Annotated in this window: 15 protein-coding genes; 5 read left to right on the forward strand and 10 right to left on the reverse strand. The window is 66.2% G+C overall.

Annotated elements, in window-relative coordinates; all coding sequences use genetic code 11:
- Positions 1-15: 15 nt before the first annotated feature.
- Genes ACPPVV_RS02075 through ACPPVV_RS02090 form a run of 4 tightly spaced genes read right to left on the reverse strand, consistent with a single transcriptional unit; the run spans position 16 to position 3,382 of the window.
- Positions 16-507 carry a hypothetical protein gene (locus ACPPVV_RS02075; RefSeq protein WP_426701826.1) on the reverse strand — a complete coding sequence of 164 codons (492 nt, stop codon included), beginning with the start codon at positions 505-507 and terminating at the stop codon, positions 16-18.
- 3 nt (positions 508-510) lie between these two features.
- Positions 511-1,866, reverse strand: coding sequence for a GldG family protein (locus tag ACPPVV_RS02080; protein ID WP_426701827.1), 1,356 nt, complete (start codon positions 1,864-1,866; stop codon positions 511-513).
- Positions 1,866-2,621, reverse strand: coding sequence for an ABC transporter permease (locus ACPPVV_RS02085; RefSeq protein ID WP_426701828.1), 756 nt, complete (start codon positions 2,619-2,621; stop codon positions 1,866-1,868). The genes ACPPVV_RS02080 and ACPPVV_RS02085 overlap by 1 nt, the downstream gene beginning before the upstream one ends.
- Complete coding sequence (locus ACPPVV_RS02090) at positions 2,618-3,382, reverse strand: ABC transporter ATP-binding protein (RefSeq protein WP_426701829.1); 765 nt, start codon at positions 3,380-3,382, stop codon at positions 2,618-2,620. Before ACPPVV_RS02090 ends, ACPPVV_RS02085 begins: the two co-directional genes overlap by 4 nt.
- A 174-nt stretch (positions 3,383-3,556) precedes the next feature.
- Here ACPPVV_RS02090 and ACPPVV_RS02095 point away from each other — a divergent pair, with 174 nt between their 5' ends.
- Together ACPPVV_RS02095 and ACPPVV_RS02100 are read left to right on the forward strand one after the other, a co-directional pair.
- On the forward strand, positions 3,557-4,756 hold the full coding sequence (locus ACPPVV_RS02095; RefSeq protein WP_426701830.1) for a DesA family fatty acid desaturase: 1,200 nt from the start codon (positions 3,557-3,559) through the stop codon (positions 4,754-4,756).
- Between the two features lie 81 nt (positions 4,757-4,837).
- Positions 4,838-5,002 (forward strand): hypothetical protein, encoded by a 165-nt coding sequence (locus ACPPVV_RS02100; protein WP_426701831.1) that lies wholly within the window; start codon positions 4,838-4,840, stop codon positions 5,000-5,002.
- Here the strand turns inward: ACPPVV_RS02100 and ACPPVV_RS02105 are convergent.
- The 4 genes from ACPPVV_RS02105 to rpmB all read right to left on the reverse strand — a co-directional run bounded on the left by ACPPVV_RS02105 (position 4,992) and on the right by rpmB (position 6,451).
- Positions 4,992-5,408, reverse strand: coding sequence for a thiol-disulfide oxidoreductase DCC family protein (locus ACPPVV_RS02105; protein ID WP_426701832.1), 417 nt, complete (start codon positions 5,406-5,408; stop codon positions 4,992-4,994). The two genes, ACPPVV_RS02100 and ACPPVV_RS02105, sit on opposite strands and share 11 nt — an antisense overlap.
- Positions 5,398-5,946: a DUF4166 domain-containing protein gene (locus ACPPVV_RS02110; RefSeq protein ID WP_426701833.1), complete on the reverse strand. Its 549-nt coding sequence runs from the start codon at positions 5,944-5,946 to the stop codon at positions 5,398-5,400. The genes ACPPVV_RS02105 and ACPPVV_RS02110 overlap by 11 nt, the downstream gene beginning before the upstream one ends.
- A gap of 90 nt (positions 5,947-6,036) precedes the next feature.
- Positions 6,037-6,204 carry a 50S ribosomal protein L33 gene (gene rpmG / locus ACPPVV_RS02115; RefSeq protein ID WP_072759007.1) on the reverse strand — a complete coding sequence of 56 codons (168 nt, stop codon included), beginning with the start codon at positions 6,202-6,204 and terminating at the stop codon, positions 6,037-6,039.
- Positions 6,205-6,214: 10 nt separating this feature from the next.
- Positions 6,215-6,451: a 50S ribosomal protein L28 gene (rpmB, locus tag ACPPVV_RS02120; protein ID WP_140648917.1), complete on the reverse strand. Its 237-nt coding sequence runs from the start codon at positions 6,449-6,451 to the stop codon at positions 6,215-6,217.
- Between the two features lie 319 nt (positions 6,452-6,770).
- Here rpmB and secB point away from each other — a divergent pair, with 319 nt between their 5' ends.
- The 3 genes from secB to ACPPVV_RS02135 all read left to right on the forward strand — a co-directional run bounded on the left by secB (position 6,771) and on the right by ACPPVV_RS02135 (position 11,429).
- Positions 6,771-7,274: a protein-export chaperone SecB gene (secB, locus tag ACPPVV_RS02125; protein ID WP_426701834.1), complete on the forward strand. Its 504-nt coding sequence runs from the start codon at positions 6,771-6,773 to the stop codon at positions 7,272-7,274.
- Between the two features lie 9 nt (positions 7,275-7,283).
- Positions 7,284-8,309, forward strand: coding sequence for an NAD(P)H-dependent glycerol-3-phosphate dehydrogenase (locus ACPPVV_RS02130; protein WP_426701835.1), 1,026 nt, complete (start codon positions 7,284-7,286; stop codon positions 8,307-8,309).
- 90 nt (positions 8,310-8,399) lie between these two features.
- Positions 8,400-11,429, forward strand: a complete 3,030-nt coding sequence (locus ACPPVV_RS02135) for a DEAD/DEAH box helicase (RefSeq protein ID WP_426701836.1) — start codon at positions 8,400-8,402, stop codon at positions 11,427-11,429.
- A 27-nt stretch (positions 11,430-11,456) separates the two neighbouring features.
- On the opposite strand, the gene ACPPVV_RS02140 is transcribed toward ACPPVV_RS02135, so the two are convergent.
- A complete protein-coding gene (locus ACPPVV_RS02140; protein ID WP_426701837.1) occupies positions 11,457-11,777 on the reverse strand; it encodes a hypothetical protein in 321 nt (106 codons plus the stop codon).
- Between the two features lie 129 nt (positions 11,778-11,906).
- Entirely contained in the window at positions 11,907-12,590 is a 684-nt protein-coding gene (locus ACPPVV_RS02145) for an HAD family hydrolase (RefSeq protein ID WP_426701838.1), read from the reverse strand.
- Positions 12,591-12,622: the final 32 nt, after the last annotated feature.

Genomic DNA, 12,622 nt, shown 5'->3' on the forward strand with positions numbered 1-12,622 from the left:
GGTGAATTCCGCGACTCAGTGCAGCTCGGTGGTGCGTGTGGCCGGCGAGCGAGGCATGTAGCGTGACGATACCAGCGCGATCCGGTTGCCTGCGCGCACGTAGTGTTGTGGCCCGGTGACCGAGCTCTCGCCGAACTCCAGCGACTGCCCCTCCAGCGTAAGCACGGCCCGTGGCGGCGCCAGCCCGATCTTCGCCATATCGAAATTGCGGGCCGGCCGCCAGCTCAACACGGGCGCGGCGGCGGTATCGGCCAGATCGCTCAGTCGTGCATCGTCGGCGCGTGACGGCGTGCCATCGGTGCGCCACCAGTGGCCGTCGCGTTTCTCATAATGCAGGGGCGATGCGCCGGGCAAACTCAGCGCGATGTGGTCGATGCTGGCCGGATCGATCGCGGTGAGGTTGCCGGTGTCGTTGTGGGCGTCGCGCTGCCACTGCCAGCCGGCCAGCCCCAGCAGTGCCACCACGGCAATCAGCAGGCTCAGTCGCTGGCGGTGGGCGTGTTTCATCGATCAGCGCCGCCGCCGACGCCAGGCGATCAGGCCGCCGATCGACAGCAGCAGCAGCGGCAATGCGATCAGAAAGCCGATGCTCAACGCGCTCAATTCGGCCTGGGAGATCTCCAGCAGCCGATCCGGCGCGCCGCGCGGCGGCAGGTCGACCAGTTTGTCGTCGCCCAGCAGCCAGTCGAATACACGTTCGCCCAGCGCGCGGTTGCCGCCGTTGCCGAGGAAGGTGTTGGACAGGAAATCGCCATCGCCGATCACCACCGCGCGCTGCTCGCTCTTGTCGGGGCTGGGTGACAACCGGCTCAATGCAAAACCGAAATCCAGCGGGCCTTTCAATTCGCCTGCGGCGGCATCGAAGCGGATGTCCGATGGCTTGGCGTTGTCGATCGGCTGGAACTCGGTCCAGCTTTGCGCGCCGGAGCGCAGGAAGGGCTTGACCGTCCAGTCGCCCTTGGCTACCTGAGCCAATGCCGATGCCTGCGGAAACAGCGTGGTCAGCGTAAAGCCGCGGGTGATCGCCTGCGGCTGGTAATCGCCCAACGCGATCAGGCGCGGATCATGCAGCCCCAGCGCCGTGCCGGACCCGTCGACCAGCACGCCCGGCAGCACGCGCACGCCGAGTACCGCGGCGAGCGGATCGAGGCCGAGGTCGTCATTGGTCGGCTCGGTCAGCCACAGCAGGTTGCCGCCGTTCTGCACGTAGCCGACCAGCGCCTGCACCGCACCGGCCGGCAGTGCCAGGCTGGGGCTGGCCAGTACGACCAGATCGGTGTGCTCGGGCACGGCGGCGACCTGGGCGAAATTCAGCGGTACCGCGCGCATGCCACGCGCTTCGAGCTGGATCATGAAAGTGCCGAGGTCGGCGTTGGCCTGGCCGTCGGCGCGACGCTCGCCGTCGCCGGTGACGAAGGCCACGATGCGATCGCTGCCCCGCACGAGGCGTTCCAGTGCGTTGGTCAGGCTGCGCTCGGACAATTCGTCCAGCCGTTGCTCGCGATCCTTGTAATGCAGGATCAGCGCGCCATCGACGGTGATGCCCAGTTCGCGCATCTTCGCCGGGTCCAGCTGCGGATCGACGAACCGCAGGCCGAGATCGGGCTTCACCACCTGATAGCGCCGCAGGAAGCCGGCCACCGTCTGGCGCAGGTTGCCCTGCGGGTTGGCGTAGCTGACGATTTCCACCGGTCCGTCGAGGCTGGCCAGCACCGCGCGGCTTTCCGCCGACAGGCTGGTGCGGCCGTGTGCAGTCCAGTCGGCCTCATGGATGTAACGCGTACTCAGATAGCCGATCGCACCCGCTGCCAGCAGAAGGAGCAGGGCAAACAACCAGCCGTCCAGACGTCTGAACAGATTGCGCATCAGCCACGCTCCTTGTCGGCGTCGAGCCGGCGGGTGGCCAGTACCAGCGCCAGCACGATCAGCAGCACGAACCAGACGATGTCAGTACTGGAGACCAGCCCGCGCAACATCGGTTGCAGATGCGAACTCATCGCCAGCCAGTTGATCGCGCCACCGTTGATGCCGGCCATCTGCGCGCCCAGGTTCACGCTCCACAGCGCCAGCGCAAGAATCAGCGCGGCAGCGGCGGCGATCGCCGGATGCGAGGCAAAGCTCGAACAGGCCACGACGATCGCGGCCAGCGCGGCCAGCATCAGCGCCAGGCCGAGCGTGGCGGCGGCCAGCTTGCCCCAGTCGAGATGGTTGGCGTGTGCCAGTACCAGCGGCATCGCCAAGGTCAGCAACAACCACAGCAGCAGCCAGCCCAGCAGCGCCAGGTATTTGCCCCACACGATGCGCGATGCCGGCACGCCGGCGGCGAACAGCAGCGGCAGGGTGCCGTTGCGGCGTTCGCCGGCGAGCACCGACATGCCCAGCAAGGGCACCACCAGGAAGGCCAGTTGAGCAAGCTGGCCCAGGAGCGGCACCGCGACGAGGTCGGTGAAACCCGGTCCGTCCGGCGCCGCGGCGCGCTGGATCTGGCCGGCCAGGAAATTGCCCAGCAGCAGGGTGAAGTTCCACGCCAGCCACGCCAGGGTCAGTGCGGCCAGCACCCAGGCCAGCGGACGCACCAACAGCCGGCGCCATTCCAATCGTGTCACGGAAAAAACACTCATGCGGCGCGTGCCGGTTGGGTGGTGCCGTTCATCGCAATCTCGAAAAAGGTTTTTTCCAGTGCCGCGTGATCATTGGCGTGCACCGGGCCGTCATGGCGCAACTTGCCTTCGTGCAGGATCGCCACGCGGTCGCACACGGCCGTCACTTCGGCCAGCAGGTGGGTGGACAGGATCACCGCAGTGCCGTCGGCGGCCTGCTCGCGAATCAGCGTGCGCAGCGCCGCGACCTGCACAGGATCGAGTGCATTGGCCGGTTCGTCCAGCACCAGCAAGGCGGGACGGTGCAGCAGTGCGCAGGCCAGTCCCAGTCGCTGGCGTTGACCCTGTGACAGCACGCCGGCCAGGCGCCGGGCCAACGGCTGCAGTTCCAGCCGCTCGATGATGCGATCGCGCGCCGCGCCCAGCGCAGCACCGTTCATTCCACGCAGACGGCCATGGGCGTGGAGATGTTCTTCCACGCTGAGTTCCGCCCACACCGGCGCGCGCTCCGGCAGCCAGCCGATCAGCGTGCGGGCCAGCTCGGGATGTTCCAGGAAATCCTCGCCGTTCAGCTTGATGCCACCGCTGTCAGGCCGCAGCGCGCCGGCGATCATCGACAAGGTGGTGGACTTGCCGGCGCCGTTAACGCCCAGCAGGCCCATGACCTGGCCGGCCTGAAGCGACAGGCTCAGGTCCTGCACGGCCTGGCGGCCGGCGCGTTGGCGGCCGAGTCGATCCAGTTGCAGGACAGTCTTGGCTGAAGTGGGGGTCATCAAGGTCATTGCGTGATTGTCAGGGTGCCCCCACTGTTAAACAACAGGCACCGTTCGCGTCCGTGAATAACATCGCCTTGACGCCCCGCTCTTGACCGACTGCTATGATTCGTGGTCGACACCATGCTGGCGGGTACGGAAACCCCGATCTACACTGACTCGTCCCTTACTCCGGTGCTCTCCATGTTGAATGCGGTGCTCAATTTCCTGAACGATGGTCTGACCGGCGCGAGCTGGGTCCAGATGCTCGTCTACCTGTTGATCGTGACCCAGCTCACCATCTTCACGGTGACGCTGTACCTGCATCGCAGCCAGACTCATCGCGGCGTGGATTTTCATCCGGTGCTGGCGCATTTCTTCCGCTTCTGGGGCTGGCTGACCACCGGCATGGTCACCCGTGAATGGGTGGCGGTGCATCGCAAGCATCACGCCAAGGTCGAGACCGAGGAAGATCCGCACAGCCCGATGATCTACGGCATCAAGAAGGTGTTCTGGGACGGCGTTTCGCTGTACCGCGACGCCTGCGAGTCGAAGCAGGACATGGAGCAGTACGGCCGTGGCACCCCGGATGACTGGGTCGAGCACAAGGTCTATGGCGCGCACCCGTATTGGGGCCCGACCCTGATGCTGCTGATCAGTGTGGCGCTGTTCGGCGTCATCGGCGCGGCACTGTGGGCCGTGCAGATGGTCTGGATCCCGTTCTGGGCTGCCGGTTTCGTCAACGGCATCGGCCACTGGGCCGGCTACCGCAATTTCGAAAGCGCCGATACCGCACGCAACCTGATCCCGTGGGGTTTCTGGATCGGCGGTGAGGAGCTGCACAACAACCATCACGCTTTCCCCAGCTCGGCCAAGTTCGCGCTGCGCAAGTGGGAATTCGACATCGGCTGGGCAGCGATCTGCGGCCTGCGCGCGGTGGGTCTGGCCAAGGTGCTGCGCGTGGCGCCGTCGCTGGACGTGCGCCCGAACGTGCGCCTGCCCGATGCGGAAACACTGAAGGCGGTGTTGACCCATCGCTTCCAGGCCATGACCGATTACTACCGTGGCGTGATCATCCCGACCCTCAGCGATGAAGCACAGCACGCTGGCGAAAGCCTGAAGTCGATGCCGCGTCGCATGCGTCTGGCCCTGGCCGACGGCGGCCGCTGGCTCGATAGCGAAGGCCGCGATCGCATGCAGGCTGTGCTGGCCAAGCGGCCCACCCTGGCGATCGTGATCGATTTCCGCAGTCGCCTCGCCGCCCTGATGGAGCAGCGTGGTGCCGAGCAGGCCTTGAAGGGTTTGCAGCAGTGGATCGGCGAAGCCGAAGAGAGCGGTATCCGCGCTTTGCAGGATTTTGCCCAGCGGCTGAAGGGCTACACCGTCGCTACCGCTGCTGCCTGACCGCGTCGTACATCACGTTCCGACAAAACCCGCCTTCTGGCGGGTTTTGCTTTTGGAGAGACCGCAACGACGGGGGGACACATGGCTTTGCGAGTGCTGCTGATCGGCGCCAGCGGCGTGTTCGGCACACGGATCGCCTGCGAGCTGGCGCATGACCCACGCTTTTCGCTGACCCTCGCCGGAGAGGCACTGGCCGCGCTCGTTGGCTTTGCCGTAGAGACGCAGCTGGAAACGCTTACGTCATGAAACGCGCGTGCTGCTCCGGCGTGGGCAGGAAACAGCCGCGGCTCTGTCCGAAAATGCGGTAGCGGTGGCGGGCCACGAAGCGGTATGCCGGATCGCGCAGCCAGCGTGGCAGCAGTCGCAATGCGCCACCCAGCCAGCGCCAACGGCGATGTTGCAGGCCATGCAATACGCGGGCGATCGCGTCCGTGTCGGTGTAGCCGTGGCCATCCTCCACCAGCAGGAAGGACAGCGGTGAGTCAGGGTCCAGTCCGTGCGCCAGCAACAGGCCGCGTCCACCTTCCGACTGCATCGACGCGAAGCGATAACGTTGCGCACGATCGTGCTTCAACAGGAAGCGCACCCAGCGGCTGCACAGCAGGCACACGCCGTCGAACACGATCACCGGCGCGGCGGATTCAGCAACCATCCGGCAGCGGCTCCAGCCAGCCCTGGTAGCCGATCAGCTGCCCCAGCAGCGGCAGCCGCACGTCCACGCTGAAGTGGTAGCGGCCGCGCCGGAAACCGCTGCGCGAAAGCACCCTGCCGCGCAGCGCACGCGGCAGCGGAAGGCCGAACACGTGCAGGCTGTGCAGTTGCCAGTCGATCGCGTCGCCGTCGTGATGCAGCGCGAAGCCAAGCCTGGCCGGCCCCAGCCGCTCGTACAGCAGCGGCGAACCGGCACGACGATCGAGCACCGACTGCATGCACCGATGACTGAAGCGGCGGGTCCACACTTCGCGTGTGCCCTGCCGCTCGATCGTCAAGGCCAGTACCTGCTGCGCGCCGGGCCGCGGCAGTCCCAGCAGGTGGCGCAGCCAGCGTGCGGACAGATGGCCGGCACCCTCGACATCGGCCAGGCCGGTGGCGTGCAACTGCGGTGCCGAGCCATGCATGGCCTGCACGGCGTGCGGCAACCGGTGCCAGGCATCGGCGCCAAGCAGATCGGAAAACAGGCCGTTGGTCATCCGCCGATCATGCGGGGTGTCAGACGGCCGGGCAAGCGGCCGGCAAAAAAAACCCGCCACGAGGGCGGGTTTCTTCGGGATGGCGATCAATTACTTGATCTTGCCTTCCTTGTAGATCACGTGCTTGCGCACGACCGGATCGTACTTCTTGAACTCGAACTTTTCCGGCGTGTTCTTCTTGTTCTTCTGCGTGGTGTAGAAGTGGCCGGTGCCGGCCGAGGAGATCATGCGGATCTTGTCTTGGGTCTTGTTAGCCATGATTTATTCCTCAGACCTTGTCGCCGCGGGCGCGCATCTGGGCAATCACGGCTTCGATGCCATTCTTGTCGATCGTGCGCAAGGCGTTGTTGGACACACGCAGCTTGATCCAGCGATTTTCGCTGGCTACCCAGAAACGACGCTCATGCAGGTTCGGCAACCAGCGGCGACGGGTACGGTTGTTGGCGTGCGAGACGTTGTTGCCGCTCTGCACACCCTTACCGGTGACTTGACATACACGGGCCATGACTTGCTCCGTTGAATGACTTCAAAAGCCGTGGCTTTGAAAGTCGGTTGGACACCCGTTAGCCAGGGTGAGATCGGCCCAGCGCGCCATGCGCCACGCAGTGCTGGAGGTAACGCAACGCATGATCGTGAGGTCCGTACCGCGTGGCGGACCGCCCAGAAACACCGGGTCGACAGAGGCGAGCCGCGTATTCTCGCAGAAAAACAAGGCCATGCGCAATCTTGAGGCGCCTGCTCGCGGCAGTTCGGGGTGCGCGAGAAGGGGATGTATGGAACAATCGATCTCTTTTTCGACCTGACTAGACCCGAGGAAATCCCCGATGGCACAAGAGATCACCAACGACCAGGCCAACGGCCAGGCCAGTCAGCCGCAGCTGGTGATGCAGAAGATCTATGTGAAGGACGTTTCCTTCGAGGCGCCGAATGCGCCGCAGATCTTCCAGGATATCGACGAAAAGGACCAGCCGCAGGTGCAGCTGAACCTGGGCCAGAAGGCGACCGACCTGGGCAACAACATGTATGAAGTGGTGCTCAGCCTCACGCTGACCTGCACGGTCGGCCAGCGCACCGCCTACCTGGCCGAAGTGGAGCAGGCCGGCCTGTTCGGCATCGCCGGTTTCAACGAGATGGATCATGCCGGCATCATCGGCAGCTACTGCCCGAACCTGCTGTTTCCGTATGCCCGCCAGGTGATCTCCTCGCTGGTGCTGGAAGGCGGCTTCCCGCCGTTCCTGCTGCAGCCGATCAACTTCGATGCGTTGTTCGCCGAACAGCAGCGCCGCGCGATGGGTGGCGACGAAGCTCCGGCCACGCTGAACAGCTGAGCCGCAGCCATGGCTGAAAACCCGACGCTGACCGTTCTCGGTGCCGGTTCCTGGGGTACCGCACTGGCGGCTCTGACCGCGCGCAACGGCGTGCCGACCCGGTTGTGGGGGCGTGATCGCGAAGCACTGGCGGCGATGGCCGCCAGCCGTCGCAATCAGCGTTATCTGCCTGACATCGAACTACCTGCGGAGCTGGTCTACGAGAGCGATCTGACCGTCGCCGTGCGCGGTGCCGACATCGTATTGATCGTGGTACCCAGTCATGCGTTTGCCGCGATGCTGGCCGAACTGGCGCCTCTGCTCGACGCCGGTACCGCGATTGCCTGGGCGACCAAGGGCTTCGAGCCTGGCACCGGGCGTTTCCTGCACGAGCTGGTGGACGAGCAGTTGCCGGGGCGCGCGGCGGCGGTGGTCACCGGACCGTCGTTCGCCAAGGAAGTCGCCGCCGGCCTGCCCAGCGCGGTCACCGTGCACTCCGATGACGATGCGTTCGCGCAGCGGCTGGCGGGTCTGTTGCATGCGCCGAACCTGCGTGCGTATTCCGGCAGCGACGTGCTCGGCGCCGAACTGGGTGGCGCGATGAAGAACGTGCTGGCGGTCGCCACCGGCATCGCCGATGGCATGGAGTTGGGCTTGAATGCCCGCGCCGGCCTGATCACCCGCGGCATGAACGAAATGCTGCGCCTTGGCGTGGCGCTCGGGGCGCGGCCGGAGACGCTGATCGGTCTGTCCGGCCTGGGGGATCTGGTGCTGACCTGTACCGGCGATCTCTCGCGCAACCGCCGGCTCGGCCTGGCGCTGGGGCAGGGCATCGCGATCGACGAAGCGGTGCGCCGGATCGGCCAGGTGGTGGAGAGCATCCTCACCGCCGACGAGGTATCGCGGTTGGCCGACAAGCACCGGCTGGACCTGCCAATCAGCGCCGGCGTGCGCGCCGTGCTGCACGGCGAGGTCACGCCTGTCGACGGGCTCAAGGCGTTGATGGCGCGCGAACAGAAGCCGGAATATCCGCGGGGTTTGTTCGGCACCGATTGAGTCGTCGCAAGCCATTACGACGGGAGGGTCGCATCCGGCCTCCGCGCTGCTAAGCTCAACGTTTTGGTTGTCGCCACGGATCGCATGCGCATGCAGCAACCGGACGAGAAACAGCACGCCGCCGCCCCGTCGCCCAACGACGACGAAACCCTGCCGCAGGCATGGCGGCGGTTGCTGGCTGCACCGAAGCCGGCCACGACCGACGACCACGGGGTACTTGGTTTCTTCCTGGAAGTGATGCCGGAAGAGGGCGCCGCCTTTGCGCGGCTGGACGTGGCGCCGGTCTTGCTGGCGGTGGCCGAGCATGGCCGCTACGCACGGCCGGTACCGCTGGACAGCCGGCACCTGGCGCAATCGCCGCTGCAGCCGCATGAACAACGCCTCGCCGCGACCATGCTGGGGTTGCCGCAGAACGTGCGCAAGAGCCGCAGCTATGCACGGCTCAGCGGACACGTCGGCGATGCCTTGCTCGCCGAAATCCTCGATACCGCACCGTGCTTTCTCGGCGGCCTGGCCGGCCTGCGCTTGTCGCGCGGCAAGTCGCACCAGCTCAACTGGCACTGGCAGATGGAACCGGATGGCAGCCAGCGCCTGCTGCCGGTCATGCCGCACAACCAGCGCCTGCTGCGCCTCGATGGCCTGTGGTACCTCGACGCCGAGCGCGCCACGCTTGGCCTGTTCGATGCCGCCGCCGAAGAAACCCGCTGGCTGGAGCTGCCGCCGCTCAAACACGAACACGGTCGGCGCCTGCGCAACCGTCTGCCGGGCAGCCGGCTGGCCACACGGGTGCCGTTACCGCAGGTGTTCGGCGAAGTGCGCCGCTCGGAACTGGCGCCGAAGCCGGTGCTGACCATGCATGCGCTGACCCGCCATGCGCGCCTGGCCGCGGGCACGCCGCCATTGGGTTACGCGCGACTGGCGTTCGACTATGCCGGCGAACGCCTGCCCGGTCGCGGCGGCGAGCCGCTGGTGCGGCGCGTGCGCAATGGTCAGCTGGTTGAAATCACCCGCCGCCGCGCCGAAGAACTCACGGCGATGGAGCAGCTCGAACGCGTCGGCCTTACCCCCGGCGTGGACACCGAGGGGCTGCCGTGGGATGTGGCCGACACCTTGCCCGATGACGCGTGGCTGTTTCCCGGCACCGGTTACGCCGGCGCGCTGGAGGTGAACACGCCGGCACGCTGGCTGGCCCTGCGACCCAAGCTCGAAACGGAAAACTTCCAGGTCGAATACGCGCCGAGTTTCCCGTTCGAGGTGCTGGAAGGTCCGGTGCATTGGTACGGGCAGGCGGTGGAAGACAACGACGACCACGCGTTCGACCTGGAGATCGGCATCGAGCTGGACGGCCAGCGCCACAACCTGCTGCCCGCCGTGGCGCAGGCTTTGGCCGAGCATCAGTTGAACCTCAGCCCGGCGCCGAACGAGCCCGAAGACGCGGTGTGGTACGCGCCGGTCGATGCGCGGCGCCGTGTACCCGTGCGCCTGAAGGAGTTGCGCGGGCTGCTGGCGCCGCTGGCCGAATACCTGGAGAAACCGCGCAAAAAGCTGCACCTGCCACGAGTGCAGGCCGGTCGCCTGGAAGAACTGGTCGCCGCGATGCCCGGCGGCAGCACACTGGAAGCCGCCGAGCCGCTGCTCGGTTTTGCCGCACGCCTGCGCGACGCGGCTGAACGCGCCAGCGATGCAGTACCCGAAGGGCTCACGGTCGAGATGCGGCCGTACCAGCGCGAGGGCCTGCGCTGGCTGAACGCTCTGGCCGAAGCCGGCGTTGGCGGCGTGCTCGCCGACGACATGGGCCTGGGCAAGACGCTGCAACTGATCACCCACCTGCTTTCGCTGAAACAGAACGGCGCCCTGACTCAGCCCGCGCTGATCGTGGTGCCCACCAGCCTGATCCCGAACTGGCAGTCTGAGATCGTTCGCTTCGCGCCGATGCTGCAGGTGCTGACCCTGCACGGCCCGCAGCGCGCCGAAGAATTCGCCCAGCTCGGTGCGCAGGACATCGTGCTGACCAGTTACGCCCTGCTGCCGCGAGACGTGGTCGCATTGCGCAAGCAGCCGTTCGCGTTGATCGTGCTGGACGAGGCACAGCAGGTGAAGAACCCGCGCACGCAGGCGCGCCGCGCACTGCTCAGCCTGCGCACGCCACGTTACGTCTGCCTCACCGGCACGCCGCTGGAAAACCACCTCGGCGAGTTGTGGTCGCAGATCGACCTGGCCGTGCCCGGCCTGCTCGGCGACGAGGGCGCGTTCCGCCGTTACTACCGCCTGCCGATCGAGAAGCAGCACGACGAGGAATGCCAGCAACGGCTGAACCTGCGTCTGGCGCCATTCATCCTGCGCCGGACCAAGGCCCAAGTGGCGAAAGAGCTGCCGCCGAAGACCGAGATCACCCGCCGGGTGGTGCTGGAAGGTCGCCAGCGCGAACTCTACGAAGGCCTGCGCCTGTCACTGGCCGAGGAATTGCGCGAGGTGATCGCGCAGCGCGGCATCGCCCACTCCGGCATCGTGGTGCTCGATGCGCTGCTGAAGCTGCGCCAGGTCTGCTGCGATCCGCGCCTGGTGAAACTGGAAGCGGCGCGCGGCGTGCACGAATCAGCCAAGTTCGAACTGCTGATGGACATGCTGCCGGCGCTGCTCGACGAAGGCCGCAAGGTGCTGCTGTTCTCGCAGTTCACCGGCATGTTGAAACTGATCGCCGCCGAGCTCGACCGCCGCCGCATCCGCTACGTGACCCTCACCGGCGATACCCGCGACCGCGCCGAACCGGTGCAGCGTTTCCAGAACGGCGAGGTGCCGTTGTTCCTGCTGTCGCTCAAGGCGGGCGGCGTGGGCCTCAACCTCACCGCCGCCGACACCGTGATCCACTACGACCCGTGGTGGAACCCCGCCGCCGAGGCGCAGGCCAGCGACCGGGCGCACCGCATCGGCCAGGACAAGCCGGTGTTCGTGTTCCGCCTGATCACGTCCGGCACGGTGGAAGAACGCATCGAGGAGCTGAAGGAGCGCAAGGCCGAACTCGCGGCCGCCGTGCTCGAAGGCGGTGGTACGCGCGAGAAACTCAGTTTCGATCAGGTCGATCTGGATACGCTGCTGGCGCCAGCCCTGCCACCGGTCTGATCCACTGCCGGCGGCAGCAGGCTCATCTCAGGATGAAGGCGCAGCACGCGTGCGCAGCAGCGCATCGACCGATTGCTGCCATTCCGGCGAGCCGGGTTGCGATTGCGGGGCTTCCTGGCCAAGCTTGCGCTGCACCGCCTGGTTCCATTGCGCCGAACCGCGGTCCGGGCCGTGACCATCGGTGTCTGCGATGCCCAGCGTGCGATCAACCCAGGCATACCACTCGGTCGAACCCAGGGTGGCGTTGGCCGGCGCGGTCTGCGCGGTTCCCGCAGGAGCAGGTGTCGGCGTGGGTGAGCACGCGGCGAGCAGCAGGGCGAGGGGAAGGCTGGCAACGAGTCGACGCATGGCGAATTCCGTAGGCGATAGGTCATGAGCCTACCCCCTGCACTCCTGCCGGTGGTTAACCCTTCATGACCTGTGCCGTGCGACGTCGGCGCTTGTAGTGAAGGCGTTAGCCACGTGCAAAAAACTCATTCAATCGCGTGCCGCGACCTCGTCGATATGACGCAGCAGATCCGCCGGGTCGTCATACACGCGGAACGCGCCGGATTGCTGCAGTTCCGCATGGCCGTAGCCGCCGGAGAGCACGCCGACGCCGAGTGCACGGGCACGTTGGGCGGCGAGCATGTCCCACACGCTGTCGCCGATCACCAGCGACTGGTGGATATCCACGCCCAGCCGCGCGGCCGCTTCGAGGAACAGGTCCGGGTCGGGTTTGGCGTGGCGCACTTGATCGCGTGTCACCACCGGCACCTTCGACGGATCGACGCCGAGCGCTTCCAGGTTGTGCGCGGCAGTCTCCATCCGTCCACTGGTGGCGATCGCCCATGGGATCTGTTGTTCGGTGAGATACGCCAGCAATTCGCGCGCGCCTGGCAGCGGGCGGACCGACCCTTGCGTGTGCTGCCGGTTGAATGCCTCCGCATGCCAGTGGCGCAGTCGCTCCAGTCGATCTTCAGTGATCTCCAGGCCGGTTTCGCGCAACAGGATGTTGGTGAACAGTCCTCCGCTCATGCCGATCTTGCGATGGATGCGCCATACCGACAGTTCCACACCCTCCTTGTCCAGCGCCTCCTTCCACGCCAGCACATGCTGGTAGACGCTGTCGATCAGGGTGCCATCGAGGTCGAACAGAAAGGCGGTATCGCGGCGGGGCATGGCGGTTCTCCGTGGGAAATCGGTGTAGTTCT

Origin of the sequence: Rhodanobacter sp. Col0626 (assembly GCF_049994385.1) — a bacterium.
In the GTDB taxonomy this organism is placed as follows: domain Bacteria; phylum Pseudomonadota; class Gammaproteobacteria; order Xanthomonadales; family Rhodanobacteraceae; genus Rhodanobacter.

What these genes read in the sequence shown, in the direction of transcription:
- ACPPVV_RS02095 (WP_426701830.1), top strand. Translation starts at nt 3,557, where the DNA reads ATGTTGAATGCGGTGCTCAATTTCCTGAACGATGGTCTGACCGGCGCG.
- ACPPVV_RS02105 (WP_426701832.1), bottom strand. Translation starts at nt 5,408, where the DNA reads ATGGTTGCTGAATCCGCCGCGCCGGTGATCGTGTTCGACGGCGTGTGC.
- ACPPVV_RS02075 (WP_426701826.1), bottom strand. Translation starts at nt 507, where the DNA reads ATGAAACACGCCCACCGCCAGCGACTGAGCCTGCTGATTGCCGTGGTG.
- ACPPVV_RS02140 (WP_426701837.1), bottom strand. Translation starts at nt 11,777, where the DNA reads ATGCGTCGACTCGTTGCCAGCCTTCCCCTCGCCCTGCTGCTCGCCGCG.
- ACPPVV_RS02100 (WP_426701831.1), top strand. Translation starts at nt 4,838, where the DNA reads ATGGCTTTGCGAGTGCTGCTGATCGGCGCCAGCGGCGTGTTCGGCACA.
- ACPPVV_RS02090 (WP_426701829.1), bottom strand. Translation starts at nt 3,382, where the DNA reads ATGACCTTGATGACCCCCACTTCAGCCAAGACTGTCCTGCAACTGGAT.
- ACPPVV_RS02145 (WP_426701838.1), bottom strand. Translation starts at nt 12,590, where the DNA reads ATGCCCCGCCGCGATACCGCCTTTCTGTTCGACCTCGATGGCACCCTG.
- ACPPVV_RS02135 (WP_426701836.1), top strand. Translation starts at nt 8,400, where the DNA reads ATGCAGCAACCGGACGAGAAACAGCACGCCGCCGCCCCGTCGCCCAAC.
- ACPPVV_RS02085 (WP_426701828.1), bottom strand. Translation starts at nt 2,621, where the DNA reads ATGAGTGTTTTTTCCGTGACACGATTGGAATGGCGCCGGCTGTTGGTG.
- secB (WP_426701834.1), top strand. Translation starts at nt 6,771, where the DNA reads ATGGCACAAGAGATCACCAACGACCAGGCCAACGGCCAGGCCAGTCAG.
- ACPPVV_RS02080 (WP_426701827.1), bottom strand. Translation starts at nt 1,866, where the DNA reads ATGCGCAATCTGTTCAGACGTCTGGACGGCTGGTTGTTTGCCCTGCTC.
- rpmG (WP_072759007.1), bottom strand. Translation starts at nt 6,204, where the DNA reads ATGGCTAACAAGACCCAAGACAAGATCCGCATGATCTCCTCGGCCGGC.
- rpmB (WP_140648917.1), bottom strand. Translation starts at nt 6,451, where the DNA reads ATGGCCCGTGTATGTCAAGTCACCGGTAAGGGTGTGCAGAGCGGCAAC.
- ACPPVV_RS02110 (WP_426701833.1), bottom strand. Translation starts at nt 5,946, where the DNA reads ATGACCAACGGCCTGTTTTCCGATCTGCTTGGCGCCGATGCCTGGCAC.
- ACPPVV_RS02130 (WP_426701835.1), top strand. Translation starts at nt 7,284, where the DNA reads ATGGCTGAAAACCCGACGCTGACCGTTCTCGGTGCCGGTTCCTGGGGT.